This window comes from Actinoplanes sp. NPDC051633 (assembly GCF_040681735.1).
Taxonomy (GTDB): domain Bacteria; phylum Actinomycetota; class Actinomycetes; order Mycobacteriales; family Micromonosporaceae; genus Actinoplanes.
Genome location: NZ_JBFAZH010000013.1, coordinates 1 through 25,537, shown reverse-complemented (window position 1 = coordinate 25,537; position 25,537 = coordinate 1). Strand labels below are relative to the sequence as shown.

Annotated in this window: 24 protein-coding genes and 2 riboswitches; of the genes, 7 read left to right on the top strand and 17 right to left on the bottom strand. The window is 70.3% G+C overall.

Annotated elements, in window-relative coordinates:
- Nucleotides 1-451: TetR/AcrR family transcriptional regulator (locus AB0M20_RS01930; RefSeq protein ID WP_364292150.1), on the bottom strand; the 451-nt coding region annotated here is incomplete at its 3' end.
- 171 nt (nucleotides 452-622) lie between these two features.
- On the opposite strand from AB0M20_RS01930, the gene AB0M20_RS01925 reads away from it, so the two are divergent.
- On the top strand, nucleotides 623-1,525 hold the full coding sequence (locus AB0M20_RS01925) for an ABC transporter permease (protein WP_364292147.1): 903 nt from the start codon (nucleotides 623-625) through the stop codon (nucleotides 1,523-1,525).
- Nucleotides 1,518-2,321, top strand: a complete 804-nt coding sequence (locus AB0M20_RS01920; protein ID WP_364292144.1) for an ABC transporter ATP-binding protein — start codon at nucleotides 1,518-1,520, stop codon at nucleotides 2,319-2,321. The genes AB0M20_RS01925 and AB0M20_RS01920 overlap by 8 nt, the downstream gene beginning before the upstream one ends.
- Nucleotides 2,322-2,340: 19 nt before the next feature.
- On the opposite strand, the gene AB0M20_RS01915 is transcribed toward AB0M20_RS01920, so the two are convergent.
- Nucleotides 2,341-3,363, bottom strand: coding sequence for a hypothetical protein (locus tag AB0M20_RS01915; RefSeq protein ID WP_364292141.1), 1,023 nt, complete (start codon nucleotides 3,361-3,363; stop codon nucleotides 2,341-2,343).
- A 3-nt stretch (nucleotides 3,364-3,366) separates the two neighbouring features.
- Nucleotides 3,367-3,502: riboswitch (cyclic di-AMP (ydaO/yuaA leader) on the bottom strand.
- 253 nt (nucleotides 3,503-3,755) lie between these two features.
- A riboswitch (cyclic di-AMP (ydaO/yuaA leader) is annotated at nucleotides 3,756-3,890 on the top strand.
- A gap of 6 nt (nucleotides 3,891-3,896) precedes the next feature.
- Between AB0M20_RS01915 and AB0M20_RS01910 the strand changes: the two genes are divergently transcribed.
- Nucleotides 3,897-4,916, top strand: a complete 1,020-nt coding sequence (locus AB0M20_RS01910; protein ID WP_364292138.1) for a hypothetical protein — start codon at nucleotides 3,897-3,899, stop codon at nucleotides 4,914-4,916.
- Between the two features lie 65 nt (nucleotides 4,917-4,981).
- Here the strand turns inward: AB0M20_RS01910 and AB0M20_RS01905 are convergent, their stop codons facing one another.
- From AB0M20_RS01905 to AB0M20_RS01875, 7 genes are all read right to left on the bottom strand, one after another.
- Nucleotides 4,982-7,348, bottom strand: a complete 2,367-nt coding sequence (locus AB0M20_RS01905; protein WP_364292135.1) for a glycoside hydrolase family 65 protein — start codon at nucleotides 7,346-7,348, stop codon at nucleotides 4,982-4,984.
- Nucleotides 7,349-7,399: 51 nt separating this feature from the next.
- Entirely contained in the window at nucleotides 7,400-8,140 is a 741-nt protein-coding gene (locus AB0M20_RS01900; RefSeq protein WP_364292132.1) for a beta-phosphoglucomutase family hydrolase, read from the bottom strand.
- A gap of 78 nt (nucleotides 8,141-8,218) precedes the next feature.
- Nucleotides 8,219-8,734, bottom strand: coding sequence for an ATP-binding protein (locus AB0M20_RS01895; RefSeq protein ID WP_364292129.1), 516 nt, complete (start codon nucleotides 8,732-8,734; stop codon nucleotides 8,219-8,221).
- A 48-nt stretch (nucleotides 8,735-8,782) separates the two neighbouring features.
- The gene (locus AB0M20_RS01890; RefSeq protein WP_364292126.1) at nucleotides 8,783-9,664 is read right to left on the bottom strand and encodes a hypothetical protein; all 882 of its coding nucleotides are present in this window, start codon (nucleotides 9,662-9,664) and stop codon (nucleotides 8,783-8,785) included.
- A gap of 148 nt (nucleotides 9,665-9,812) precedes the next feature.
- Nucleotides 9,813-11,114, bottom strand: a complete 1,302-nt coding sequence (locus tag AB0M20_RS01885; protein ID WP_364292123.1) for an ATP-binding cassette domain-containing protein — start codon at nucleotides 11,112-11,114, stop codon at nucleotides 9,813-9,815.
- Between the two features lie 181 nt (nucleotides 11,115-11,295).
- On the bottom strand, nucleotides 11,296-13,455 hold the full coding sequence (locus AB0M20_RS01880) for a CDP-glycerol glycerophosphotransferase family protein (RefSeq protein ID WP_364292120.1): 2,160 nt from the start codon (nucleotides 13,453-13,455) through the stop codon (nucleotides 11,296-11,298).
- Nucleotides 13,452-15,251 carry a DUF5941 domain-containing protein gene (locus tag AB0M20_RS01875; RefSeq protein WP_364292117.1) on the bottom strand — a complete coding sequence of 600 codons (1,800 nt, stop codon included), beginning with the start codon at nucleotides 15,249-15,251 and terminating at the stop codon, nucleotides 13,452-13,454. The genes AB0M20_RS01880 and AB0M20_RS01875 overlap by 4 nt, the downstream gene beginning before the upstream one ends.
- Before the next feature lie 104 nt (nucleotides 15,252-15,355).
- Here AB0M20_RS01875 and AB0M20_RS01870 point away from each other — a divergent pair, with 104 nt between their 5' ends.
- A complete protein-coding gene (locus tag AB0M20_RS01870; protein WP_364292115.1) occupies nucleotides 15,356-15,538 on the top strand; it encodes a PspC domain-containing protein in 183 nt (60 codons plus the stop codon).
- Nucleotides 15,539-15,560: 22 nt separating this feature from the next.
- Here AB0M20_RS01870 and AB0M20_RS01865 read toward each other — a convergent pair whose 3' ends face one another.
- Genes AB0M20_RS01865 through pdxH form a run of 7 tightly spaced genes read right to left on the bottom strand, consistent with a single transcriptional unit; the run spans nucleotide 15,561 to nucleotide 21,238 of the window.
- On the bottom strand, nucleotides 15,561-16,268 hold the full coding sequence (locus AB0M20_RS01865; RefSeq protein WP_364292112.1) for a DUF4230 domain-containing protein: 708 nt from the start codon (nucleotides 16,266-16,268) through the stop codon (nucleotides 15,561-15,563).
- Between the two features lie 28 nt (nucleotides 16,269-16,296).
- Nucleotides 16,297-17,466: an acyl-CoA dehydrogenase family protein gene (locus AB0M20_RS01860; RefSeq protein WP_364292109.1), complete on the bottom strand. Its 1,170-nt coding sequence runs from the start codon at nucleotides 17,464-17,466 to the stop codon at nucleotides 16,297-16,299.
- Nucleotides 17,463-17,759 carry a type II toxin-antitoxin system VapB family antitoxin gene (locus AB0M20_RS01855; protein WP_364292106.1) on the bottom strand — a complete coding sequence of 99 codons (297 nt, stop codon included), beginning with the start codon at nucleotides 17,757-17,759 and terminating at the stop codon, nucleotides 17,463-17,465. The genes AB0M20_RS01860 and AB0M20_RS01855 overlap by 4 nt, the downstream gene beginning before the upstream one ends.
- Nucleotides 17,760-17,786: 27 nt before the next feature.
- Nucleotides 17,787-18,392, bottom strand: a complete 606-nt coding sequence (locus tag AB0M20_RS01850) for a nitroreductase family protein (protein ID WP_364292103.1) — start codon at nucleotides 18,390-18,392, stop codon at nucleotides 17,787-17,789.
- The gene (locus AB0M20_RS01845) at nucleotides 18,392-19,312 is read right to left on the bottom strand and encodes an aldose 1-epimerase family protein (RefSeq protein WP_364292100.1); all 921 of its coding nucleotides are present in this window, start codon (nucleotides 19,310-19,312) and stop codon (nucleotides 18,392-18,394) included. The genes AB0M20_RS01850 and AB0M20_RS01845 overlap by 1 nt, the downstream gene beginning before the upstream one ends.
- 10 nt (nucleotides 19,313-19,322) lie before the next feature.
- Nucleotides 19,323-20,588: an MFS transporter gene (locus tag AB0M20_RS01840; RefSeq protein WP_364292097.1), complete on the bottom strand. Its 1,266-nt coding sequence runs from the start codon at nucleotides 20,586-20,588 to the stop codon at nucleotides 19,323-19,325.
- 26 nt (nucleotides 20,589-20,614) lie between these two features.
- On the bottom strand, nucleotides 20,615-21,238 hold the full coding sequence (pdxH, locus tag AB0M20_RS01835; RefSeq protein ID WP_364292153.1) for a pyridoxamine 5'-phosphate oxidase: 624 nt from the start codon (nucleotides 21,236-21,238) through the stop codon (nucleotides 20,615-20,617).
- A 186-nt stretch (nucleotides 21,239-21,424) separates the two neighbouring features.
- On the opposite strand from pdxH, the gene AB0M20_RS01830 reads away from it, so the two are divergent.
- The 3 genes from AB0M20_RS01830 (at nucleotide 21,425) to sepH (ending at nucleotide 24,896) form a co-directional block, all read left to right on the top strand.
- A complete protein-coding gene (locus tag AB0M20_RS01830; RefSeq protein WP_364292094.1) occupies nucleotides 21,425-22,531 on the top strand; it encodes a citrate synthase 2 in 1,107 nt (368 codons plus the stop codon).
- Nucleotides 22,524-23,654 (top strand): phosphoserine transaminase, encoded by a 1,131-nt coding sequence (serC, locus tag AB0M20_RS01825; RefSeq protein WP_364292091.1) that lies wholly within the window; start codon nucleotides 22,524-22,526, stop codon nucleotides 23,652-23,654. Before AB0M20_RS01830 ends, serC begins: the two co-directional genes overlap by 8 nt.
- Nucleotides 23,655-23,798: 144 nt before the next feature.
- Nucleotides 23,799-24,896, top strand: a complete 1,098-nt coding sequence (gene sepH, locus AB0M20_RS01820; protein WP_364292088.1) for a septation protein SepH — start codon at nucleotides 23,799-23,801, stop codon at nucleotides 24,894-24,896.
- Between the two features lie 41 nt (nucleotides 24,897-24,937).
- Here sepH and thpR read toward each other — a convergent pair whose 3' ends face one another.
- Nucleotides 24,938-25,495 carry an RNA 2',3'-cyclic phosphodiesterase gene (gene thpR / locus AB0M20_RS01815; RefSeq protein WP_364292085.1) on the bottom strand — a complete coding sequence of 186 codons (558 nt, stop codon included), beginning with the start codon at nucleotides 25,493-25,495 and terminating at the stop codon, nucleotides 24,938-24,940.
- Between the last annotated feature and the right edge of the window lie 42 nt (nucleotides 25,496-25,537).

The window sequence follows — 25,537 nt, the reverse complement described above, 5'->3', positions numbered from 1 at the left end:
GCTCGCCGCGCGCCACCGCCTGCCCGACCAGCTTGTCGCCGACGGCGAGCTGGTGGGTCCGCAGGGCCTTCTCGAGGGTGGCCGCGATCTGCGGGTTGCGGGAGGCCTCGGCCATCAGATCGGGGATGATCTGCGACGCGATCCGGTGCTGCAGGGCCTTGCTCACGATCATCATGAGCAGCTGGAGATCGCCGGAGAAGCTGCCCGTGTCCGGCAACGGCACCGAGCGGCCGGCGACATCCGACACGATCTCGAGGACCATCTCGAGTTTGTTGCTCCAACGGCGGTAGATTGCGGTCTTGCCCACACCCGCACGACGGGCCACTGCCTCGATGGACAGGCGGCCGTACCCTACCTCGGCGAGCTCGTGCATCACCGCGTTGCGGATCGCCACAGTGATGTCCCCGCGCAGGACTGCGGCCCCGGCGGGTGCGCGCTTGGTTGCTGCCACGCAGTGACTATAGCGCTACGTCGTAACGGTTGCGTTCCGCCGTTAGGTCGGCTAACGTCGACCTCACGTCGATACGCTGGCGTTTCGTCGGTGACACTGGCTAACGTGTCAGCGCGAAACTCCCCCAGGCCCGAAGATCCAACGGGACCGAGCAGATCGGAGCGCCTCCCCATGCCACAGACGGCGGTCGCCGATTCCGGCACCGGCCTCACGCTCAAGGAGCTGGCCCGGCGGAACGGCTTGCAGTCTGCTGCCGCACTGCCGACCCTTCCGGCGTACGTCCGGGAGATCTGGTCCTATCGGCACTTCATCACGGCGTACTCGAACGCGAAGATCACCTCGTCGCTCGGACAGACCCGGCTGGGCATGCTGTGGCAGGTCCTGACGCCGATGTTCAACGCGGCGGTCTACTACGTGATCTTCGGGGTGCTGCTCAACACCAGCCGGGACGTGGCGAACTTCATCCCGTACCTGTGCATCGGGGTGTTCCTGTTCGGCTTCACGCAGACCGTGACCCAGTCCGGGATCAGCTCCATCTCCGGTGGCCTCGGCCTGATCCGCGCCCTGCACTTCCCCCGCGCCGCATTGCCGATCTCGGTCGTGCTGATCGAGCTGCGCAACATGATGGCCTCCATGTCGGTGCTGATCGTCATCGTGCTGGCCACGGGCGAGCCGATCACGGTGCAATGGCTGCTGGTGCCGCTGATCCTGCTGGTCCAGGCCATCTTCAGCCTCGGCCTGGCGACGCTCGGGGCGCGGCTCGGCTCGAAGCTCATCGACATCCGGCAAATCGTGCCGTTCTTCATGCGGTTCTGGATGTACGGCTCCGCGGTGCTCTACACGCCGGCCCGCTTCGAGCAGATGTTCGAGCACCACCCGACGCTGCTGGCCATCGTGGAGTCGAACCCGCTGCTGATCTACATCGAGCTGATGCGGCACGCCCTGATGGAGAACGTCAAGCTGGTCGACCCCGTCGGGGTGCTGTGGCTGAAGGCCGTGGGCTGGGCCGTGGTGGTGTTCATCGTCGGCTTCGTCTACTTCTGGCGCGGAGAGAAGGGGTACGGCCGTGGCTGAGCCGACGAGTCCGGCCGTGGTGCTGGACCCCACCGACACGCGGGTGCCCACGGTCATCGTGGACGACGCGCACATCGTCTACCGCATCTACGGCTCGGGCGGTGGACCCAGCAGCCCGCTGGCCAGCTTCAAGCGACTGGTCACGCGCACCAAGTCGGCCCAGATCCGCGAGGTGCACGCGATCAAGGGGATCAGCTTCGTCGCGTACCGCGGGGAGGCGGTCGGGCTGGTCGGCAGCAACGGGTCCGGCAAGTCGACGCTGCTGCGGGCGATCGCCGGGCTGCTGCCGGCCGAGCGCGGCTCGATCTACGCCGCCGGGCAGCCGTCGCTGCTGGGCGTCAACGCGGCGCTGATGAACGAGCTGCCCGGCGAACGCAACGTGGCGCTCGGCTGCCTGGCGATGGGCATGTCACCGGGCGAGGTCCGGGAGAAGACGCAGAGCATCATCGACTTCTCCGGCATCAACGAGCGGGGTGACTTCAGCTCGCTGCCGATGAAGACGTACTCGTCCGGCATGGCGGCTCGCCTGCGGTTCGCGATCGCGGCGGCCAAGAAGCACGACGTGCTGCTGATCGACGAGGCGCTGGCCACCGGCGACGCGAAATTCCGCCGGCGCAGCGAGGAGCGGGTCCGCGAGCTGCGCGCCGAGGCGGGCACGGTCTTCCTGGTCAGCCACAGCGAGGCGTCCATCCGCTCGACCTGCGAGCGCAGCATCTGGCTGGAGTCCGGGGTGATCCGGGCCGACGGCCCGACCGAGGACGTGCTGAAGGAGTACGAGTCCTACATGCGTAAGTAGGCTCGCACTCCCTCGCCGGTCACTTCACCGATAGATGCACGTGGTTGGTGTGGTCGCTGGAGGGATCGCCGCCGGCGCCCGAGTACGACTTCCACCCGCTGCTGGGCAGCCAGATCCGGCGGTACCAGATCACGTACAGCACACCCAGCGTCCCCGAGTTGCCGATGAAGTAGTTCGCCAGGTTGTTGCCGTAGGTCCTGCTGCTGCCCGTCGCGTCGCCGCCGAAACCACCCTTGTCGGCGGCGAAGTCGCACGCCCGGCCCTTCGGGTGCTCGCCGCTGTTCTGCTCGCGCCAGCAGTGCACGTAGTGGTCGAAGCCGGCCGACTTGGCCTGGTTCATGGCGTGCAGCAGCCGCGGTGTGATGCAGCCACCGCTGGTCGGGTCGTTCACCGTGCAGCCGCCGTTCAGGTTGCCGCCCGGCTTGGCCTTCTTGCTGCCGCCGCTGCTGCTGCCACCCGGTGACCCGGTGTCCTGGCCCTGGCCGGCCGCCTTCAGGGCGTTCTCGGCCTGGGCCTTGCGCTTGGCCATGGCGGTCAGCTGTTTCTGCTGGTTCGCGATCTCCAGGTCGACCGCGGCCTTCGCCCGCAGCCGGGTGTCGCGCGACTCCTTGAGGTCACGCACCGCCCGGTCCTGCTTGACCGCGATGGTCTCCAGCGTCTCGGCGCGGTCCAGCAGGCTGCCCGTCGACTCGGCGCTCAGCACCGCCTTCATCGGCCCGAGCCGGCCGGTGCGGTAGCTCTGCTGCGCGATCTCGTCGAGCGCGGCCTGCCGCGGGCCCAGCTGGGTCTCGACCTGCTTCAGCAGGGCGACCAGCTGCGCCTGGCGCTTCTTGGACTTGGCCAGCGCCTCCTTGGCCTCGACGAAGCCCTTGGACGCGTCCTCGACCTGCTCGATCAGCGACTTCTTGCCGCCCTCGCCGTCGTCGCCGTTGTCGCCCGGCGCGGCCGTCGCGGCCGTACCCGTGACAACCGCCAGCCCGGCCGTCGCCACCAGCACCGCGAGCGCGCCGGCCAACCATCTCCGGACAGAGTTCTGCCTCATTGCCGTCCTTCCCTCGGCCGCCGACCGGGTTAGCTGACGGGTTCGGGATGGAAGTGATCCCTACCGCTGACGCGGATTCACCCCACTACCTGGGATTTGGGTCCCCGGCTCGTCTGTGACGATTAGGCGGCGGTCTCCGTTACCTAACGGAGACCGGAACGAACGATACCGACGAATTCCAGATTCGCCACCCGTAGCACTGAGCGCGATATTTCAAACACCTTCAGTGATTCCACTACGGAGAGAAGGCAACGACTCACATTGATGTGAGGTTACGCACAGACGCCTTTCTTAGCTAAGGCTTTTGTCCACTTCGACAGTGCTGAAGACCGGCCTTTCGTCGGGTAAGCTCGCGTCCGGCCATTGCCAGGAGGCGCCGCCCCCAAGGCGCCGGCGGGCCACCACTCAATCGTCGCGAGACGAGCCGGGGACCCGAGTTCCACTGGGGTGCATCCGCTGCAAAGCGGTAGGGATCGCTTCCATCCCGAACCCGTCAGCTAACCCGGTCGGTGGACCACACGGAAGGAACATGCATGACGGCAAGCCCTCGCCGGTGGCTGATCCTCGCCCTGGCACCGCTCGTCGCTGTGACCCTGTCGGTCGTCGCTCCCGCGTCCCCGGCGAGCGCCGAGCCCGGCGACTCGTCGTCCACAGCTGACGACGGCGACGACAATCCCCTCCTCAACGAGGTGCTCGACTCCACCGGCCGGCGCTACCTGCAGGCCAAGGCCGCGGTCGCCAAGTCGACGAAGACGCAGCTCAACCTCGCCGTGCAGGTGCGCGCGGCCGAGGCGAAGCGCGACGCGCTGCTGCCGGTGGCCGGCAAGGTCGCGGTGCAGCGTTACCGCACCGGCGGCATCTCCACCGCCGGCTTCCTGCTGAACAGCCGCGGCTCCGGTGACTTCCTCGACCGGGCGTTGTCCCTCGAGGAGATGAACGCGCTCAACGGCGAGAAGCTGCGCGAGTTCAACGAGGCCATCGACGAGGTGGCGCGCAACAAGGCGCGGCTCGACCAGGAGGTCAAGGCACAGCAGGCCAACCTCAACCTGATGCAGAAGCAGAAGCAGGCCGCGGAGAAGGCCCTCGCCCTGGTCGGTGGCGAAAGCCTGACCGGCGGCTTCGTGACGGCCACGTCGCGCCGGGCGGCCCCCGCGCCCCGCAACTCCGACGGCGGCTTCTCGCCGGAGGGTTGCAACGTGTCCGACCCCACCACTGGCGGGTGCATCACCGCGCGCACTCTGCACATGTACAAAGAGGTGAAAAAGGCCGGGTTCGATCGCTTCGTCGGCTGCCATCGCAACGGCGGACCGTTCGAGCACCCCAAGGGCCGGGCCTGCGACTGGTCGCTGCAGAAAAGCGGATTCTCGGCCGCGCACAACAAGGATATGAAGCAGTACGGCAACAACCTGATGGCGTTCCTGGTCCGCAACGCGGACCGGCTGGGCATTCTCTATGTGATCTGGTTCAGGCAGATCTGGCTCCCGGCGACGGGCTGGAAGTCCTACCGCGGCGCCAGCGCCCACACCGACCACGTGCACGTCAGCATGTTGTAAGCGCCCCGGCAGACGAGAAACAGAACCCCCGGCCTCCGCGAGGAGACCGGGGTTTCTCGTTCCGCTCAGATGTTGCTCGCGCGGCGGACCGGCGCACGGCCGGCCGGCTGCTCGGGTGCGGGCCCGGTCGGCGGCGCCGGCGCGATCGGCACGGTGATCGACTTGCCCTGGGTCACCTCGATCTCCTTGCCGTGGTGCAGCAGCACCAGGCGTGCGGAACCCTGCCCGTTGCGCAGCGAGTACGTGACGTCGCCCGCCGAGACCGTGACCCGCAGCCGCAGACCGCGCCAGAGCAGCGAGAACTCCAGCTTGGTGATCCGGCTGGGCAGCCGCGGCGCGAAGGACAGCTGACCGTTGAAGTCACGCATGCCGCCCAGGCCCGCGACGAGAGCGATCCAGGAGCCGGCCAGCGACGCCACGTGCACGCCGTCCCGCGCGTTCTGGTGCAGGTCGTGCAGGTCCATCAGGGCGGCCTCGCCCAGATAGTCGTGGGCCAGCTCGAGGAAGCCGACCTCGGCCGCGAGCACCGCCTGGATGCAGGCGGACAGCGACGAGTCGCGGACCGTGCGCGCGTCGTAGTAGGCGAAGTTGCGCGCCTTCTCCTCCGGCGTGAACGCGTCGCCGCGCACGTACATCGCCATCACCAGGTCGGCCTGCTTGACCACCTGCTTGCGGTACAGGTCGAAATACGGGTAGTTCAACAGCAGCGGGTACGCCTCGGGCGGAGTGTTCTCGAAGTCCCACTCCTGCAGCCGGGTGAAGCCCTGCGACTGCTGGTGCACGCCCAGCTCCCGGTCGTACGGGATGTGCACCGACGCCGCGGCGTCCCGCCAGGAGGCCGTCTCCTCGTCGTCCACGCCCAGCTTGCGAGCCACGTCCGGGTGACGCTTCGCCGCCTCGGCCGCCGCGAACATGTTCTGCTGCGCCATCAGGTTGGTGTAGATGTTGTCGTCCACCACGGCGGTGTACTCGTCCGGGCCGGTGACGCCGTCGATGTGGAAGCGCCCGTGCCGGTCGTGGTGGCCCAGCGACCGCCACAGCCGGGCGGTCTCCACCAGCAGCTCCAGGCCGATCTCGCGCTCGAACTCGAAGTCGCCGGTGGCCTGCACGTAGCGCCGCACCGCGTCCGCGATGTCCGCGCCGATGTGGAAGCCCGCGGTGCCCGCCGGCCAGTACGCCGAGCACTCCTGGCCGCGGATGGTCCGCCACGGGAAGGCGGCGCCCTGCAGCCCGAGGGTCTGCGCGCGCTCCCGGGCCAGGTCCAGCGTGGAGTGCCGCCAGCGCAGCACGTCGGCGGCCGCACCGGGCTGGGTGTAGGTCAGCGCCGGCAGCACGAAGGTCTCGGAGTCCCAGAACGTGTGGCCGTCGTACCCCGGGCCGGTGAGGCCCTTGGAGCCGATCGGGCGCTGCTCGGCCCGGGCGCCGGCCTGCAGCGTGTGGAACAGGCCGAAGCGGACCGCCTGCTGCACCTCCGGGTCGCCCTCGACCTGCACGTCGGAGTGGTCCCAGAACGCGTCCAGATACTCCCGCTGGGCGTCCACCAGGCCCTCCCAGCCATCCAGCCGGGCACTGGCCAGCGCGCCGCCGACCTGGTCACGGACGGCGGGCAGCGAGCGGTGGCTGGACCAGCCGTACGCGGCCAGCTTCACCACGCGCAGTTTCTGCCCCGGCTCGAGCTTGCAGGCGACCGTGGTGCGCAGCCAGTCGGGGTGTCCCTCGGTGGTGATGGCGTGCCGGCCCGGCGTCTCCACCAGGTGTTCCATCGCCGCGGCCATGCGCAGGTCGCTGGCCTTGGTGCGGTGCACCAGCAGGCCGCCGGACTTCTGCTCGAGCATCTCCTCGGCCTGCAGCGGGTGGTCCAGCACCGCGGCCACCCGGGGGTCCTTGCTGGTCGGCGGCAACTGCTCGTTGGCGACCAGCTCGGACTGCAGGATCAGCCGGGCGCTCTCGTTCAGCGGCTCGACCTCGTAGAGGATCGCGACGACCGCGCGCTGGGTGAACGACACCAGCCGCACACTGCGGATCCGGATCGCCTGGCCGGAGGGCGACACCCACTCCGCGGTGCGCTCCAGCGTGCCGGCCCGCATGTCCAGGCTGCGCTCGTGGTTGCGCAGGTCGCCGTACCGCACATCGAACGGCTCGTCGTCCACCAGCAGCCGCATCAGCTTGGCGTTGGTGACGTTGACCATGGTCTGGCCGGACTCGGGGAAGCCGTAACCGGCCTCGGCGTACGGCAGCGGGCGCAGCTCGTAGAACGAGTTCAGATACGTGCCCGGCAGGCCGTGCGGCTCGCCCTCGTCCAGGTTGCCGCGTAGGCCGATGTGACCGTTGGCGAGGGCGAAGACCGATTCGGACTGAGCCAGCAGGTCCAGGTCCAGCCGGGTCTCCCGGATGTGCCAAGGGTCGACGGGGTACGCCCGTTCACGGATCACGGTGGTGCCTCTCGATGAACTGAAGGAGAAAGTCTGGGCGGAACTACGCGTTCATCGCGTCAGGAGTTCGGACAGATCCTGGACGACGATGTCGGCACCGTTCGTCCTCAACGCGTCCGCCTGCCCGACCCGATCGACGCCGACGACGAACCCGAAGTCGCCCGCCCGCCCCGCGGCCACACCGGCCAGCGCGTCCTCGAAGACGACGCAGTTCTCCCGCGGGGTGTCGAGCAGCTCGGCACCGTAGAGGAAGGTGTCCGGCGCGGGTTTGCCCGGCAGTTTGCGCTCACGGGCGACGACGCCGTCGACCCGCACCTCGAGGAGGTCGGCGATGCCGGCGGCCTCGAGGACGTCCTTGCAGTTGGCGCTGGCGGAGACGACGGCACGGCGCAGGCCGGCCTCCTTCGCCGCGCGCAGGTAGTCCACCGATCCGGGGTAGACCTGCACCGCGCCCTCTTTGATCTTCTGCAGGACGAGGATGTTCTTCCGGTTCCCGATGCCGTTCACGGTGTGGGCGTCGGGGGCGTCGTCCGGGGTGCCCTCGGGCAGGGTGATGCCCCGCGAGGTCAGGAAGGTGCGTACGCCGTCCGCGCGCTGCCGGCCGTCGACGTACTCGTGGTAGTCGGCGCCGGAGTCGAACGGCACGTACGGCTGCCCGTGCTCCTGCGACCAGGACTGCAGGAACTGGTCGAACGTCTGTTTCCACGCCGCGTTATGGACCAGGGCGGTTTGCGTCAGCACGCCGTCAAGGTCGAAAAGGCAGGCGGTCACCTGAGGAGGAAGCCCGAGCACGGCCCCAATGTAGTCGTCCCCGCTCGTGGATACTCCGCAACGGGGGTACCCCACGTCCCATCGGCCGCCGGTACGGTATCAGCCGCCGGTCGACAGGCCGTTGACCAGGCCGGATGCCGCGCGGCCGGCGGGCCGTGACATGCGCAGCCCGATGGTCGTGCCGATCGGGCCGGTCGCCATCGTGACCTCGTCGCACAACCGGTACGCCAGCCAGATGCCCCGCCCGCCGACCTCGAACGCCTCCGGAATCTCCGGCGGGTGCAGGTAGCGTGCCGGGATGCCCGGGCCGGAATCGGTGACGGTGCACCAGATCGAGTGACCTTCCGGGCGCAGCACCACCCGCCCGCGCCCGCCGGCGTGCAGCACCGCGTTGGTGATGATCTCGTTGACCGCCAGCACGAAGCCCTGGAGCCGGTCACCGGCGAATCCGGACGCGGCCAGCAGGCCCTGGACGGCGTGCCGCACCCGCGTGATGTCCTGGCGCTCGAAGACACGATCCAACAGGGTGCCGCCCGCGTCGCCGGCCTCCGGAAGCCGGACCGGAGCCGGACGCAACGCATCACGGCCCCGGCTCGGTCCGAATGTCTCGTCCACCGACGAGCAGCCTACGCGGCTGCCCGCCCCGAGGGCAGCCGTCACGCTTTAGAAGAGATGAGCGAGGGTCCGGAAGATCTCCGCGTAGAAGTTGCCGTCGATCTCGCGGTAGAGGCTGAACTTCATGCCGGGGCTGCCGAAGAACGGCCGCAGGGTCCACGCGAGCTGGGTGCCCACGAAGCCGAACAGGAAGATCCACACGTACAGCAGCGTCATGCTCGGCTTGCCCGGCTGGCGGACCATCGGGGCATGCGGCTGCCGCACCGGGAGGTGCGCGCCCAGCGGCACGCCGTGCATCGGCTGACCGTTGCCCACGGCCGCGGGAACGGCCGGACCCGGAGCGGAGGCGCCGGCAGCGGGCGCACCGGCCGGCACGGGCACGGGCGCACCCGCCGGAGCCGGCGCCGGCACGGCCGGGCTGACCGGCGCGATGGAATCCGCCTTCGGTCCCAGCAGGCCGTGCTCGTTGAGCACCCGCATGCCGCCGGTCAGGAAGCGCAGTCCGATCAGCGCGGACAGGCCGAGGATCGCCACGTTCAGCAGCTTGAAGAAGGCGTAGTCCGGGGCGGTGATCCGGAAGAACAGGCTGATCGGCGCGAAGGTGAGCGCCAGCATGGCGGTCACGGTCAGCGCGACCGACACCAGCGCCAGCGACTGCCGCACCGACAGGCGTGCGCCGAAGACCAGGTTGAACAGGTAGAGCGTCGGCAGGCAGACGGCCAGCGTGACGAGGAAGAGCAGCGGCAGTTTGACCGCCGACGTCATCGCCATCAACCAGCCGTGGAAGGACCCCAGGACGGCTCCGTAACAGGCCAGCGCGACCACCGTGCTGGAGAGCATCTGGCCGATCAACTTGGGCAGGTCACGGTCCTCGACGACCTGCTGCCAGATCCCCTGCCGGTCACGCAGGATGCGCTCGATAACCAACAAACCAGATGCATTGGCCACGCCGGTTCACCCCTCACGACACGTCGCAACGTTATCGTCGATACGGACCCGCATCGACGTGCAGAGCACGATACGGCATGAGGTCAAGGTTCGGTAACAGCAAATGGATAGGCGGCGATGCTCAGGTGTGTCAGCGCCAGCCGACGTCGATGCGGTCGCCGCGGTCGTCGAAGAAGTGCAGCGAGTCCATCCGGACCGTGACGGCGAGAGGGTGGCCGGGCGACACCGCCGGGTACGGTGCCAGCCGCACCGCGAGCTCGGCCGGGCGCCGGTGGTGCCGCCCGTTCTCGCCCAGCACGCTCTCCTGCTTCGTCTCCTCGCGGTCCGGCGCCGCGCCGTTCGACGGCCGGCCGGTGAGCCGCGAGAACGCCGCACTGATCTTGCTGAAGGCGCCCACCTCGACCTGGTGGTCGTGCACCGCGCTGCCCATCTCGTCGACCATGATCGCGGTGGCCCCGATGTCGAGGTACGCGAGCGACTCGTGCCCGTGGTGTTCGAGATAGCGGATCCGGCCGTGCAGCACGTCGCCGGGCGCGTCCGGTGCCACCGGCGTCAGCGCCTCCGCGCGCATGCCGACCACGATCCGCTCACCGTGGTAGTGCGCGACCGCCCGGGCCCGGATGTCGGTCCACGGCAGGTAGAGCGCCTGCTCACCGAAGTTCAGCGCGATGTACCGGTCGAGGTGGACGTAGACGGAGGCCTCGAGGAGGTTCATCCGCGGTGCGCCGAGGAAGGCGGCGACGTAGAGGGTGGCCGGGCGGCCGTACACCTCGGTGGGGGTGCCGATGTCCTGCAGCACGCCCCGCCGCAGGATCGCCACGCGGTCGGCCATGGTGAGCGCCTCCGCCTGGTCGTGCGTCACGTACATGGTGGTCACGCCGAGCTCGCGGGTCAGGCCGGTGATCTCGGCACGCAGCTCGGCGCGCAGGCCACTGTCCAAGTTGGAGAGCGGCTCGTCCATCAGGAACAGGCCGGGCCGGCGGACGATCGCCCGGCCCATCGCCACCCGCTGCCGCTGGCCGCCGGAGAGCTGGCCGGGTTTGCGCGCGAGCACGTCGCCGATGCCCAGCGCGCTGGCCACGTTGCCGATCTGCTCGCCCCGGGGAACGGGCTCCACACCGGAGAGCTTGAGCGGGAAGCCGATGTTCTCGCTCACGCTCATGTGCGGATAGAGCGCAAAGTCCTGAAACACCATCGCGATGCGCCGGTCCCGTGGCGCGAGGTCGAGCACCGGCTCGCCGTTCAGGAGAATGTCACCCTCGGTGGGATCCTCCAGGCCGGCGATCATCCGCAGAATGGTCGACTTGCCGCAGCCCGACGGGCCCAGCAGGACCATGAACTCGCCATCCTTGACGTCGAGGCTGACGTGATCGACGGCCACCGTCCCGTCGGGCCAGACCTTGGTGACGTCCTTGATATCGACGGTGGACACCGTCAAACCTCCTGCATGGGGGCGGCGAGCTGCACTGGTTCGGGGGACGACAGCGCGTGATCACGATCACTGTCTCCAGGTACATCGATGTATGACCATCGGGCGAAAGTGCCAACTTCCGACCGTCACTGATCCACTACACATCGAGCATCGCCATTGTGGCGGACGGCCGGCCGCCGGGTTACGGCAGCAGGACCCGGCGCACCACTCGCTCGGCCGCCCGCCCGTCGTCCAGGGAACAGAAGGATTCCCGGAATCGAGTACGAGCGGCCGTAGCCTCTGCGGCGAGATGGCGTCCCGACCGCAAGTCCTCCACCAGCTCCGGGTAGGAGGTCGCGACCGAGCCGGGCCGGCGCGACATCAGGTCGAAGTAGACGCCTCGCAGTTGCCGATAAATGTCCCAATCCGGCGCGTAGATCACGATCGGCCGGTCCAGGACCGCGAAATCGAACATCGCCGAGGAGTAATCCGTGATCAGCACGTCAGCGGCGAGATACAGATCCTCGACGACCGGGTGGGCGGACACGTCGATGATCCGCCCACGCCGGCGCGGACCCTCCGCGCCGGCCGGCACCGCGAAGTAGTGCGTCCGGGCGAGCAAAACCGTGCCCGCGCCGAGCTGCTCGGAGAGGTCGTCGATGTCCAGCACCGGGGTGCCGGGCGGGAGCCACTCGCGGTGCGTCGGTGCGTACAGCACGACGTTCTCGTCCGGCGCCAGGCCGAGCTCGGCGCGTACCCGGCTGATCTCCTCGGCCGTCGCGACCGCCAAGCGGTCGTTGCGCGGATAGCCCACCTCGAGCGTCTCGTGACCGGCCGGGTAGGCGCTCGACCAGGCGACCGTCGTGTGCGCGTTGGCCGTGACGCTGTAGTCCCAGCGGTCGACCCGCTTCATCTGCGCCGCGAAGTCGGTGTCCGTCGCGGCGACCGGGTACGCGGCCTGGTCGAGACCCATCCTCTTGAGCGGGGTGCCGTGGTGCGTCATGACGTGCGTCGCGCCGCTGCGCTTGACCACCGGCTGCGGCCAGTTGACGTTGTTGATCAGCCAGCGGGCACGGGCGAGGGACCGGTAATACCGCAGCGTGCCGGCCACCACGTGATCCGTGCCCGGCGGGATGGTGGCGACCCGGTCGCGGTGCACCACCCAGACGTTGCGGATCTCCGGCGCGAGTCGCTCGGCGGCGGCCGCGATGGCCGCCGGGTTGCAGGACACACCGCGGTACCAGTACGCCGCGTAGAGGGCGAGGCGCTGGTCGATCGGCCGCAGCAGTTGGCCCCGGTAGTAGACGCGATAGATGGCCTGCCGGGCCCGGCCGAGCAGCCGCCGCGCCACGCCCGTCCCGCGCCGCAGCGTCCCGACGGCCACGTCGCGCAGCCGCCCGGCCAGGTCGAAGGCCTGGTAGAGCGGGTAGTTCCCGCGCCCGACCAGCCGGTGCCGGACGCCCTGGAAGCCGGGCGGCGCCGAGTATCCGCCGGAGGGCTGGTACCGCACGAAGTCGGCGTGCATCCGCTCGAAGAACCGCTTCCGTGAGCCGCGGCGCAGGCGGGCCGGGTCGCGAAGCGTGACGAGGTAGTGCCAGATCATCCGGCGCACGAGGTGCGGGCGCAGCGTCGTGTCCGGGGCGTACCGATCCACCAGGGCCAGCGCCCGCGACCAGTGCTCGAAGATCTCGAAATGCCGGTCGTCCATCGTGACGGTGGCCGAACCCGACCGCCGCCGCCGATAGTGCACGCACACCCGGGGCAGCACGCTGATCCGCTCGGCCGTCAGGATCAACGGGTACGTGAACGACACGTCCTCGTACCAGCCGGGCTCGAACCGCAGCCCCAGCTTCACCAGCACGTCCCGCCGCACCACCTTGTTCCAGATGACGTGCAGGACATTCAAGATCTTCGGGTACGCCTCGGCGGTGAACGTCGCGGGCGCCCCGGTGAGCGTCCGCCGCCACAGGTCGGCCTCCACCCGGCCGTCCCAGTGCACCCGGTCGAAGCCGACGATCAGCACGTCCGCGTTCGTCTCGCGGAGCCGGCGGGCTACCGCGCCCAGCACGTGCTCGGCCACCCGGTCGTCGCTGTCGACGAACCACACGTACTCGCCGGTGGCGACCTCCAGCCCGGCGTTGCGCGCCCGGCCCATCCCCACGTTCTCCGGCATCGTGACCACCCGGACACGGGCGTCACGGACGGCGTACTCGGCCAGGATCTCGCCACTGCGGTCCGGCGAGGCGTCGTCCACCGCGATGATCTCGAAGTCGGTGAACGACTGCCCGAGCAGCGAGTCCAGGCACTGCCTCAGGTAGCCCTGCACGTCGTGGACCGGCAGCACCACGCTCAGCAGGGTCATCGCCGCGCACCGCTCGGCCGGCTCCGACGCCAGTCCTCGACGGCCCGGCCGAGGAACGCGGCACCGGTCAGCACGGCGATCACGACCATGCCGAAGCTCGGCGCCCACAGCAGCACGGCGGCGGTGACCAGCACCACGCGGCCGTCCCAGCCGAGGATCGCCCGGCCGGCGCTGCTCTCGGGCGCGTTCTTCTCCATCCGGGCGACCAGGTCGTAGTGGTGCATCGCCAGGACGAAGAGCAGTAGGAAGACGATCGCGGGATGCACGTCACCGACCAGGCCGGCGGCGACCACCAGCAGATACTCGGCGGCGCGGAGGGTGGCCGGCACCAGCCAGTCCAGCGGGCCGGCGTGGCTGTCCCGCGCCGCCAGCCCGGCCGCCAGCACGATCAGCGCGGCCACCGGCAGAGCCACCCTGGTGTGGATCGCCACCGCGGCGAGGCCCGCGATCGCCGCGGTCACGCCGAAGAGCAGCGGCGCCTTCGCCCGCGCACGGCTGATGACGTCGCGGGTCAGCACCCCGTCGTCGCGATGCCGCATGGTGTCCACCGTGTTGAGCACGCCGACCCGCATTCCCACCGACCGCAGCGAACGCAGCGCGAAGGTGTAGCCGAACGCCAGCACCCCCCAGAGCACCACGCCGGCCAGCGCGATCCGCCCGTTGCCGACGGCGGCGAGCACGGCGATCAGCGCCCACCGCTCGCCGATCGGGAAGACCACGATCCGCTTCAGCCAGTACGCGAGCGACCCGGTGTCCGCCTGCACCCGGTTGGACGCCGCGCTGAGCCGAGCACCGACGCCCGTCTCGGCCGCCGCCACCGGCCGCGCGGCCGCCTCGTCGTGCAGGGCGCCGTACCACGCGTCGGTCATGTGCCGCACGGTCTGCAGGAGGATCGCGGTGATCGCCAGCGGCCACGCGTACGGCAGCCCGATGCGTTCCGCCCCGGCGGCCAGACCGGCGTACGCCGCATACTCCTTCGCCCGGTCGGCCATCGTGTCGAGCCAGCCCCCGAACGCCCCGAACCGCCGGGTGAACCGGGCCAGCTGACCGTCCACACAGTCCAGCACGAAGCCCAGATAGAGCAGCACCGCGCCGGCGATCATGGCCGGCCGGGACGCCTCCCAGAAGAGCAGCGCCGCACCCACCGCGAGCAGCACGGACAGACCGGTGACGCCGCTCGGGGTGAGACCGAGGCGGGCGCACCACCGGGTCACGATCGGCGACCAGGTGCTGACCGCGTACGTGGTGAAGAAGTCGTCCTTCTCCTTCACCGCGAGCCGCAGCCGCGCCTTCTCCTCGTCCACCGCGGCGATCGCGGCCTTTGCCGTCGCCAACTGCTCGGGGGTGTGCACCCGCTCGGCGTGCAGCAGCCGGACCCGGGTGGCGATCGGCGTCAGGTCCGCGACCAGCTCCTGCAGGTCACCGGTCCCGTCCGCCGCCTCGACGATCTTGAGATCCGCCGGCGCGACACAAAGCGCCCCGGCGAACCGGATCGCGCCCGGCCCGGGCAGCACGCGGCCGCGCTCCTCGCGCAGGTCACCGTCGGAGTCGGCGACCACCAGCGCGGTGGTGCGACCGGCCGGCTCGGTGGCCAGCGTCCACAGCAGACTCGGGTGGACGACCAGATCGTCCATGCAGAGCAGCAGTTTCTCGCCGGTCGCCTGCGCACGGCGGGCGGCCTCGGCCACCGGGATGCGCTCCACGGAGGTCGCCCCGGCGGCCCGGAGCGCGGTGGTCAGGTCGTCGGCGATCGCGGCGTCCGGGGCGCGACCGGCACACAGCACGGCCAGCGTCACGCTGAGAGGTTAACAGCGCTCGGACAACGGGTACGGATCCACCCCTACGGGGTGCTCAGGGTTCCTACCGTTGTGAGCAAGCCCCACCTGAAGGAGTGAGTCACGTGAACAGCCGCCTGGCCCGGCCCCGTAACGACCGCTGGATCGCCGGTGTCTGCGCCGGCCTCGCCCGCCGCTTCGGCTGGTCGACCGGAATGGTCCGCCTGCTCTTCCTGCTGTCCTGCCTGCTGCCCGGACCGCAGATCCTGATCTACATCGTGCTCTGGGTGATGATGCCCAACGAGTGACCGATCCGGCTGCGGGCTCTCGCTACGGGCTGGAGTAGGTAACGGTGACCGACGTGTAGCCGAGGCGGGTGAGGAGGGACTCCAGCATGCGCTGGGTGTTCTCCCTCGCCCGCTGGTCCAGCTCACTGGCCGTGGCCGCCTCGGTGATCCGCTTCTGCGCCTCCCGATAGACCCGCTGCTGCTTGCTCGGATCGCTGGCGAACGCGTCGCCGATCCGGTTGAGCAGGCCACGCTCCTCGGCCACCACGTAGCTGCGTTCCATGTCCAGCGCCGCCTGGGAGAGCTGCGGCGGGGGCAGCGTGATCTTGACCGACTTGTTCGTCTCGTCGACCGTCAGCGCACTGCCGGCGAGCGTGCTGAAGTCCACGTACGCCTCCACCGAGCCGGAACCGACGAAGAGCGTGCGCCGGTTCAGCAGGAACTCGGGGATGTTCTCCTTGTTCTGCTGCAGGTCGACGATCACCTGAAAGGTGCCGTCGGCGGCCACATAGCGGCTGAGGTCGCGCATCGACTGCAGCAGCACCGGCTGACTGCGGTCGATCTCCTGGTCGGAGAACGGGTTGTCGAAGGTCGGCAGCACGTTGAGCGCCCGAAGCCCGAAACAGAGCCCGACGATGGCCACGAAGACCACACCCATGAAGGCCAGGACCCGGGGCGCGGCGCGCTTCTGCTCCTCGGCTTTCACCTCGGCAGGCGGAAACTCCCTCGTCGGTTCCTCTTGCTCGGCCATGCCCTCACGGTAAGGCCAAACCGCTCATCTAGCTCGCGAAGGCGTTCAGACCCGTCAATTTCTGGCCGATCACGAGCTGATGGATCTCGGAAGTTCCCTCGTACGTGAGCACGCTCTCCAGATTGTTGGCGTGCCGCATCACCGGGTACTCCCCGCTGATCCCGTTGCCGCCCAGAATGGTCCGGCAGGTCCGCGCGATCTTGATCGCCTCGCGGACGTTGTTCAGCTTCCCGACGCTGACCTGCTCGGGCCGCAGGCCACCGGCCGCCTCCCGGCGACGGCCCAGGTGCAGTGCCAGCAGATAGCCTTTCTGCAGCTCGAGCGTCATGTCCGCGAGCTTGGCCTGGGTGAGCTGGAAACCGCCGATCGCCCGGTCGAACTGCTCGCGGGTGGTCGCATAGGCCAGCGCCGTCTCCAGGCAGTCGCGGGCCGCGCCCATCGAACCCCAGATGATGCCGAAGCGGGCCTCGGTGAGGCAGGACAGCGGCGCCTTGAGACCGCGTGCCTCGGGCAGCCGCGCCGAATCGGGCAGCCGGACGTCGTCCAGGGTGATCTCGCCGGTGCTGGAGGCGCGCAGCGACATCTTGTGCTTGATCTCGCGAGCGGAGAAGCCGGGCGTCGTGGTCGGCACCGCGAACCCGAAGACGCCCTCCTCGGCGCGCGCCCAGATCACCGCGACGTCGGCCACCGGGGCGTTCGTGATCCACATCTTGCCGCCGTCGAGCACCCAGTCGTCGCCGTCGCGGCGGGCGCGGGTCGACATGTTGGCCGGGTCGGAGCCGTGGTCGGGCTCGGTCAGGCCGAAACAGCCGATCAGCTCACCGGCCGCCATGCCGGGCAGCCACTGCTGCTTCTGCTCCTCGCTGCCGTACTTCCAGATCGCGTACATCGCCAGCGAACCCTGGACGCTGACCAGCGACCGGACGCCCGAGTCGGCGGCCTCGAGCTCCATGCAGGCCAGGCCGTACTGCACCGCGGAGGCGCCGGCGCAGCCGTAACCGGTCAGGTGCATGCCGAGCAGGCCGAGCTTGCCGAACTCGAGGGCCAGCTCGCGGACCGGGACCTCGCCGCGCTCGTACCAGTCGGCGACGTGCGGCCGGATCTTGTCGTCGGCGACCCGGCGGACCAGCTCGCGAACGTCGCGCTCCTCGTCCGACAGCAGGGTGTCGACGTCGAGCAGATCGAGCGGGGCGGTCACGACTGCACCACCAGCACCCGGGCGTGGATCTGGTTGCGCTGCTGGAGGGCCGCGCGCAGCGCCCGGTGCAGGCCGTCCTCCAGATAGAGGGAGCCTTGGTACTCCACCACGTGCGGGAACAGGTCGCCGTAGAAGGTCGAGTCCTCGGCCAGCAGCTTGTCCAACGCCAGCTCCCGCTTCGTCGTGATCAGGTCGGCCAGGCGGATGGGCCGAGGCGGAATCTCGGCCCACGCCTTCAGCGTCGTGTGGTGGTCCGGGTACGGAGCTCCGTCCCGGACCGCTTTGAAGATCACGACACGCTCCTCCCGACCCCTGACTCTCTACCCGGCCCACCGGCCATGATGCACCACATCGTCGATCGGGCGGTGCCCCCGGCGTAGTGACGGTGACCTCTTGTCGGCTGCACGGTAGCCGACGGTCAGCGCCCCGATCGGGGTGAATTGTGCCGGTACGCCGAACGCCTCGCGGAACGCCGCCTGCGATCCGGCGGGCAGCCCGATGAAGCAGGACGCCAGCCCCTGATCGACCGCGGTCAGGTGGATCAGCAGCGCGGCGAACCCGGTGTCGATGTCCCAGTAGGGCACCGGCCAGCGCGCCTCGTCGCGGTCGGCCCAGCCCTTGTCCGGCTGGGCGTACCGCTCGAGGTAGACCGACTTGTTCGACATCGGGATGACGATCAGCGGCGCCTTGCTCATCCGCTCGAGCCAGCCGTCCGGCGCGTTCCCGCCCCAGCTGGTCACCGACCAGTAGAGCGCGCGGTCCGCCGGCTCCTCCAGCACCAGAAAGCCCCACCCCTGGGAGAAACCGGCCGACGGCGCCCGCAGCGCGTGCCGCAGCAGCTTGTCGCGGATCTCGGCGGGCACCGGGCGGTCCGGATCGTAGGCTCGGATCATCCGCCGCCTGCGGATGACCTCGTCGAACTCCATCAGGGCCGGATGCCCCAGGTGGCCGACCAGCTCTGGCCGGGGGCCAGCACGATCAGGTCGCGGCCCGAGCGGAAGGCGTCCGGCGGGCAGGTCATCGGCTCGATCGCGACCGACCGCCGGAACCGCTCGCCGTGCAGGGTGTCGCCGGTGAAGATCTGCCACCACTTGAAATTGCGGTCGCCCCAGACGTCGACCTTCGCCGAGCCGTCCGGCGCAGCGATGGTCACCGAGGAGCCGCCGTCCGGCTCGTACTCGAGATCGCCGAACGTGGTGTCCAGCACCGCCTCGCCGATCTTGCGCGGCTCGGTGAAGTCGTACTCCGTGCCCGCCACCTTGACCGCGCCGATCGGCAGCAGCCGGGCGTCGGCCAGCACCCGGATCCGGGCCGGCACCCGCAACACGATGTCGTCCACGGCCACCCCGCTGAGCTGCAGATACGGGTGCACCGAATAGCCCCACGGCGCCTCTTCGTCGCTCGTGTTGACGACCTCCTGCTCGCACCGCAGCCCGTCGCTGCCCACCTGCCAGCGGGTGCGCAGCGTGAGCGACCACGGGTAGCCCAGCTGCGCCGGCAGGTCGAACTCCAGCGTGACGGCGCCGGGCGACTCGTCGGCCAGCCGCCAGCGTGACCAGTTGGTCAGGCCGTGGATGGCGACGTTGCGGGCCGGCTCGGTGATCGCCAGCTGGTGGGTCGCGCCACCGAAGGTGTAGTGCCCGTCGCGGATCCGGTTGGGCCACGGCGCGAGGATCTGCCCGGCCGAGGCCGGCGAGATCTCCTGCGGGCCGAAGCCGTCGACGATCTCGCGGTCACCGGCGCGATAGGAGCGCAGCACGCCGCCGACCTCCACCAGGACGGCCTGGTGACCGTCGGCCTCGATGGTCCACTGGGTGCCGGATTTCGCCCGGACGACGCTCGTCATGCGATGGACATTAGCGGGTCGCCTCGGCTTCAGCCGGGGGCCCTTCAGCCGGGGGCCGGTAGCGCAGTAGTGCCGGGAACGAGAGGGCCAGCGCGATCGCCACTCCGGCGGCCGCGAAGCCGCCGCCGGCCCAGGACGCGGTCGCCCCGGTCAGGTCGGCGCCGGCGCCGGCCCGCAGATCACCCAGCCGGGGACCGCCGGCCACCACCACGGTGAACACGCCCTGCAGCCGCCCGCGCAGCTGGTCGGGTGCGAAGGTCTGCAGGATCGACTGCCGATAGACCGCGCTGACCAGGTCGGCCGCGCCGCCCACGGCCAGCAGCGCCACCATCAGCCAGAGCTGGTGGGCGAACCCGGCGAAGCCGATCGCGATCCCCCACCCGACCACGGCCACCACCAGCGCCACGCCCTGCCGCTCGACCCGGCTGATCCAGCCCGAGGTGAGGCCGCCGATCATCGAGCCGATCGCGATCGCCGCGAAGAGCCAGCCCACCGCGGAGCCGCCGCCGAAGCGGTCGGCGGCGACCTCGGGGAACAGCGCCCGGGGCATGGCCAGCACCATCGCGACGATGTCCACCGCGAAGGAGAGCATCAGCACCGGCTGGGTGGTCAGGAAGCGCAGGCCGCCGATGATGCCGCGCAGCCCGGCGGTCGGCTTCTCCATCCCCTCGGTGTGCTCGACGGGCGGGATGGGGGGCAGCTTCCAGGTGGCCCAGAAGGCGATGGTGAACAGCAGCGCGTCCACCGCGTACGCGACCGTGACGCCGGCGGTCTCGGACCAGACGCCGAAGATCAGGCCCGCGGCCAGCGGGCCGAAGACGCCGCCCGCGGTCGTGGTGGTGTACCCGAGCGTGTTCGCGGCCGGGATCAGCGGCGTCGGCACGATCCGCGGGATGATCGCCTGCCGGGCCGGCGAGCTGACCGCGAAGCCGGCGGACTGCACCGCGACCAGGGCCAGCAGCAACAGCGGGCTGCGCACGTCCAGCAGCGCCTGCGTCAGCAGCCCGAGGGTGGACGTCCAGGTCAGCGCCGAGCTGGCGAGCAACAGCTTGCGCCGGTCGACCACGTCGGCCGCCGCGCCACCCCACAACCCGAAGATCAACAGGGGTACGAGCCCGGCGACGCCCAGCAGACCGACCCACGCCGAGGACTTCGTGATCGCGAACATCTCGACCGGCACGGCGACGCTGGTGAACTGGAATCCGAAGTAGGAGACGCCGTTGCCGACCCACATCCGGCGATAGGCCAGGACGCGGAGCGGCCGGACGTCGATCATCCAGCTGCGTTTTTGGTCCGTATCCGTCACGGAGCGAGCCGCTCGACGACCCAGCCGTCGGTGTCGCGGCGGAATCGGAGGCGGTCGTGCAGCCGGCTGGTCCGGCCCTGCCAGAACTCCACGGTGTCCGGGCGCACGCGCAGGCCGCCCCAGTGCGGCGGGGCCGGCACGTCGACGCCCTCGAACCGCCGCTCGGCGGCCGCGTACCCGTCCTCCACCGCTCGGCGGGAGGGCAGCACCCGCGATTGCGGGCTGGCCCACGCGCCGAGCTGGGATCCGCGCGGGCGACTCGCGAAGTAGGCCTCCGTCTCGGCCCGGCCGACCTTCTCCACCGGGCCGGCGACGATCACCTGGCGCTGCATGGGGAACCACGGGAACACCAGGCTCGCGTACGGGTTGGCGAGCGCCTCGCCGCCCTTGCGCGACTCGTAGTTGGTGTAGAAGACGAAGCCGCGCTCGTCGTACCCCTTGAGCAGAACGGTCCGGGCGCTCGGCCGGCCCTCGGTGTCCGCGGTCGCCACCACCATCGCGTTCGGCTCGGTCAGGCCGTACCCGGTCGCGTCGGCGAACCAGGCGGCGAACTGCGCGGGCCAGTCCGCGGCCAGATCGCTCTCCAGCAGCGCGCCGCGCTCGGTGTAGTCACGCCGCATCCCGGCCGGTTCCGCCGTCACGCTCGCCGCCTTCCTCGATAAGTCGCTTATCGAACCTAAGTCGCCGACGGCGATCCGTCAGGTCCGTCAGGATGGGTGTCACAGAGAGCACACTGCGCCGGGTCGCCCTCCGGTTACGCAGCGGGCAAGATGAATCACTTACGGGATCGCTCACGAGGAGGCGACATGTCGGACTTCAAGCCGGGTCTGGAAGGTGTGATCGCCTTCGAGTCGGAGATCGCCGAGCCGGACAAGGACGGCGGCGCCCTGCGCTACCGCGGCGTCGACATCGAGGACCTGATCGGCCAGGTCTCCTTCGGCAACGTGTGGGCGCTGCTGGTCGACGGCCGGTTCGGGCCCGGTCTGCCGCCGGCCGAGCCGTTCCCGGTGCCGGTGCACTCCGGCGACATCCGGGTCGACGTGCAGTCCGCGGTGGCCATGCTGGCGCCGTACTGGGGGCTGTCCCAGATTCTGGACATCGACGACGCCCAGGCGCGCTCCGACCTCGCCCGGGTCTCGGTCACCGCGCTGTCCTTCGTGGCGCAGGCGGCCCGCGGTCTCGGCCTGCCCGCGGTGCCGCAGAAGGACATCGACAAAGCACAGACCACCGTCGAGCGGTTCATGAAGCGGTGGCGCGGTGAGCCCGACCCGCGGCACGTCAAGGCCGTCGACGCGTACTTCATCTCGGCCGCCGAGCACGGCATGAACGCCTCCACCTTCACCGCGCGGGTGGTCGCCTCCACCGGCGCCGACGTCGCGGCCTGCATCTCGTCCGGCATCGGAGCGCTCTCCGGCCCGCTGCACGGCGGCGCGCCCTCCCGCGTGCTGCACATGATCGAGTCGGTCGAGCGCAGCGGCGACGCGGAGGGGTATGTGAAGGGCGTGCTCGACCGCGGCGAGCGGCTGATGGGCTTCGGCCACCGCGTCTACCGCGCCGAGGATCCGCGCGCCCGTTCGCTGCGGCGCACCGCCAAGGAGCTGGGCGCCCCGCGCTTCGAGGTGGCCGAGGCCCTCGAGCGGGCCGCGCTCGCCGAGCTGCACGCGCGCAAGCCCGACCGGGTGCTGGCGACCAACGTGGAGTTCTGGTCGGCCGTGGTGCTCGACTTCGCCGAGGTGCCGGCGCACATGTTCACCTCGATGTTCACCTGCGCCCGGGTGGCCGGGTGGAGCGCGCACATCATGGAGCAGAAGAGGCTGGGCCGCCTGGTGCGTCCGTCGGCGCTCTATGTGGGCCCGCCCACGCGCAAGCCCCAGGACGTCGAGGGCTGGGACCAGGTCCCGCATAATGCATGACGTGACCCACCCCATCACCATCCCCGATGAGTTGCGGCCCGCCGACGGGCGGTTCGGCTCAGGCCCCAGCAAGGTGCGCCCCGAGGGCGTCGAGGCGCTCAACGCGGTGTCCAAGACCTTCTTGGGTACGTCGCATCGCCAGCGCACGGTCAAGGACCAGGTGGCACGCCTGCGCCGGGGCATCGCCGAGTTCTTCGGCATCCCGGGCGGCTATGAGGTGATCATCTCCAACGGCGGCACCAGCGCGTTCTGGGAGACCGCCGTGTTCGGGCTGATCCGAGCGCACGCGCAGGTGGCCGAGTTCGGCGAGTTCGGCGGCAAGTTCCGCAAGGCGATCGCCGACGCGCCGTTCCTGTCGGCGCCCTCGGTGGTCTCCGCTCCGGGTGGGCAGGCCGCGTTCCTGAGCGCCGAGGCGGGCGTCGACGTCTACGGCAGCGTGCACAACGAGACCTCGACCGGCGTCGCCGTGCCGGTGCAGCGGGTGGCCGGCGCCGACCCGGGCGCGCTGCTGCTCACCGACGCCACCTCCGGCGCCGGTGCGCTGGACGTGGACCTGACGCAGACCGACGTCTACTACTTCGCGCCGCAGAAGGCGTTCGGCTCCGACGGCGGGCTGTGGATCGCCGTGCTGTCGCCGGCCGCGCTCGAGCGGGCGGCTGAGATCAAGGCGACGGGGCGCTACATCCCGCAGTTCCTCGACCTGGTCACAGCCATCGAGCAGAGCCGGCTGGAGCAGACGTACAACACGCCCGCGCTGGCCACCGTCTTCCTGGCCGCCGAGCAGACCGACTGGATGAACGCACAGGGCGGTCTGGCCTGGTCGAGCAAGCGCAGCGCGGAGAGCGCGAGCGCGATCTACGGCTGGGCCGACCGGTCGCAGTACGCGACGCCGTTCGTCACCGACCCGGCGCTGCGGTCGAACGCCGTGGCCACGATCGACTTCGCCGACAGCGTCGACGCCGCGGCCATCGCGAAGGCGCTGCGGGCCAACGGGATCGTGGACACCGAGCCCTATCGCAAACTGGGCCGCAACCAGTTGCGGATCGCCCTCTACCCCACCGTCGACCCGGCCGACGTCGAGGCTCTGACCAGGTGTATCGACTACGTGGCGGAACGACTCTGATACCAGAAAGATCATCTTTCCTGGTCAATGACTCGCCCGGCGTGGCTTACCCCCATCGAGTGATCGGGGCGCGTACCGTGTTCCGAAACGCGCCCGGGTAACTGACTCTCAGGGCACAGGCTTGCGACGGGACGGAGGCAACGCATGCGGCCGGTACGCTTCGTCGCGCTCTCCGAGGATGGTCAGGCCCTGGTGCTCGCCGATGAGGTCGGCCGGCTCCTGGCACTGCCGCTCGACGACCGCATCAACGGCGCTCTGCACACCGATCACAGTGGCGGTTCGACCGGCACAGCGGTCTCGGTGGCCCAGACCGAGGTGTCGATGGCGGTGCTCTCGCCGCGCGACATCCAGTCCCGGATCCGGTCCGGCGAGTCGGCGGATGACGTGGCGCGGATCGCCGGCGTCCCGGTCGATCGGGTGCTGCGCTACGCCGGCCCGGTGTTGCAGGAACGCGCCATGCTCGCCCAGCACGCCCGCCGCACGAGGCTGAAGACGTCGGATTCCGGCGCGCCGCTGGCCGAGGTGGTGGACAGCCGGCTCGCCCAGCACGGCATCGACACCGAGAAGATCTCGTGGGATGCGTACCGTCGCGACGACGGCACCTGGCGCATCGTCGCCACCTGGCCGTCCGGCAAGGCCACGGCGACGGCGGTGTGGGATCTCGACAAGGCCCGCCAGACGGTCGCTCCGCACGACGACATGGCGCAATATCTGTGCGCCGAGCGCCCGACCCAGATCCTCGGCCAGGAGCCGGCGCCCGAGCGTCCGGCGCCCGAGCGCGGCGGCCACGGTCTGCCCGGCCACGGCCGCTCCGGTGACCTGTCCCGCGGTGGCCACGGCCTGATGTCGCCGTCCTCCGACGGCCCGCGCCAGACGCGCGACCCGATCCGTGCCGGCCGCGACGCGCTGCTGGCTTCGCTCGACCGCCCGATCGGCGGCACCCAGGGCCGGGGCCTCGACGCTCCGGCCACCGAGACCCCGCGGCGGCCGGTGGCGGGTGGCGCGGCCGCCCTGCTCGGCGGTGGCGCCGGTTCGGCCTTCGACGAGGAGTCGGATCTCCCCAAGGAGGTCCCGGCGGTGCCGTCGCTGGCGGTCCTGCGCCCGCGGCGCACGGTCGGCCAGGGCGGCAACCAGCAGCAGAGCACGGCGGCGGAGGGCGAGGACCCGAAGCCCCGCAAGCGCCTGCCCAGCTGGGACGACGTCCTCTTCGGCGGCGGCCCCGCCGCCCGCGAGTCCTCCTAGCGGATCAGCGCCTCCTCAGTGGCGTCCTAGGTCGGTGCGGTTCACCGACGGTCCGTGTCGCCGTCTTGATGGAGTGACCAGACGCGCAGGGTGTCGTAGCCGCTCTCCTGAGGGAACCGGCTGCGAACCAGCGTGATCTCCGTCGCCGACCAGACCGGTCCGGCATAGTCCCGCAGCGCGGCCAGCACTTCCCGGCCGCCCTTGTAGGTCACCGTGAGATGGGGCGTGAGCGGCCGCGCGTCGGTCGTGAAGCGGGCCTCCGCGAGCCTGTCCCGCAGGTCGGCGTGCAGGTCGCGGAGCGCTTCGAGGTCACCGTCCACGCCGGCCCAGACCGCGGACGACCGGCCCCGCCCGAACGACCCACCGCCGGAGAGCCGCAACCTCATGGCCGGGCGATCGAGGACCGCGCGGGACACGGCGAGCTCGACCCGCGGCACTTCCTCGGCCACCACCTCGCCGAGAAACGCCAGCGTCAGATGCCACCGCTCGATGTCACCGAGCCGCACCTCCGCCCGGTCCCGGGCGAGCGCCTCGCTCAGCCACTGCCGCAACGCCGAGCGCACGTCCTCCGGCGGATACAACGCCACAAACAGCCGCACCCGGCAACCGTAGAACCACAGTGGTAGCCCAGGAGGCCATCC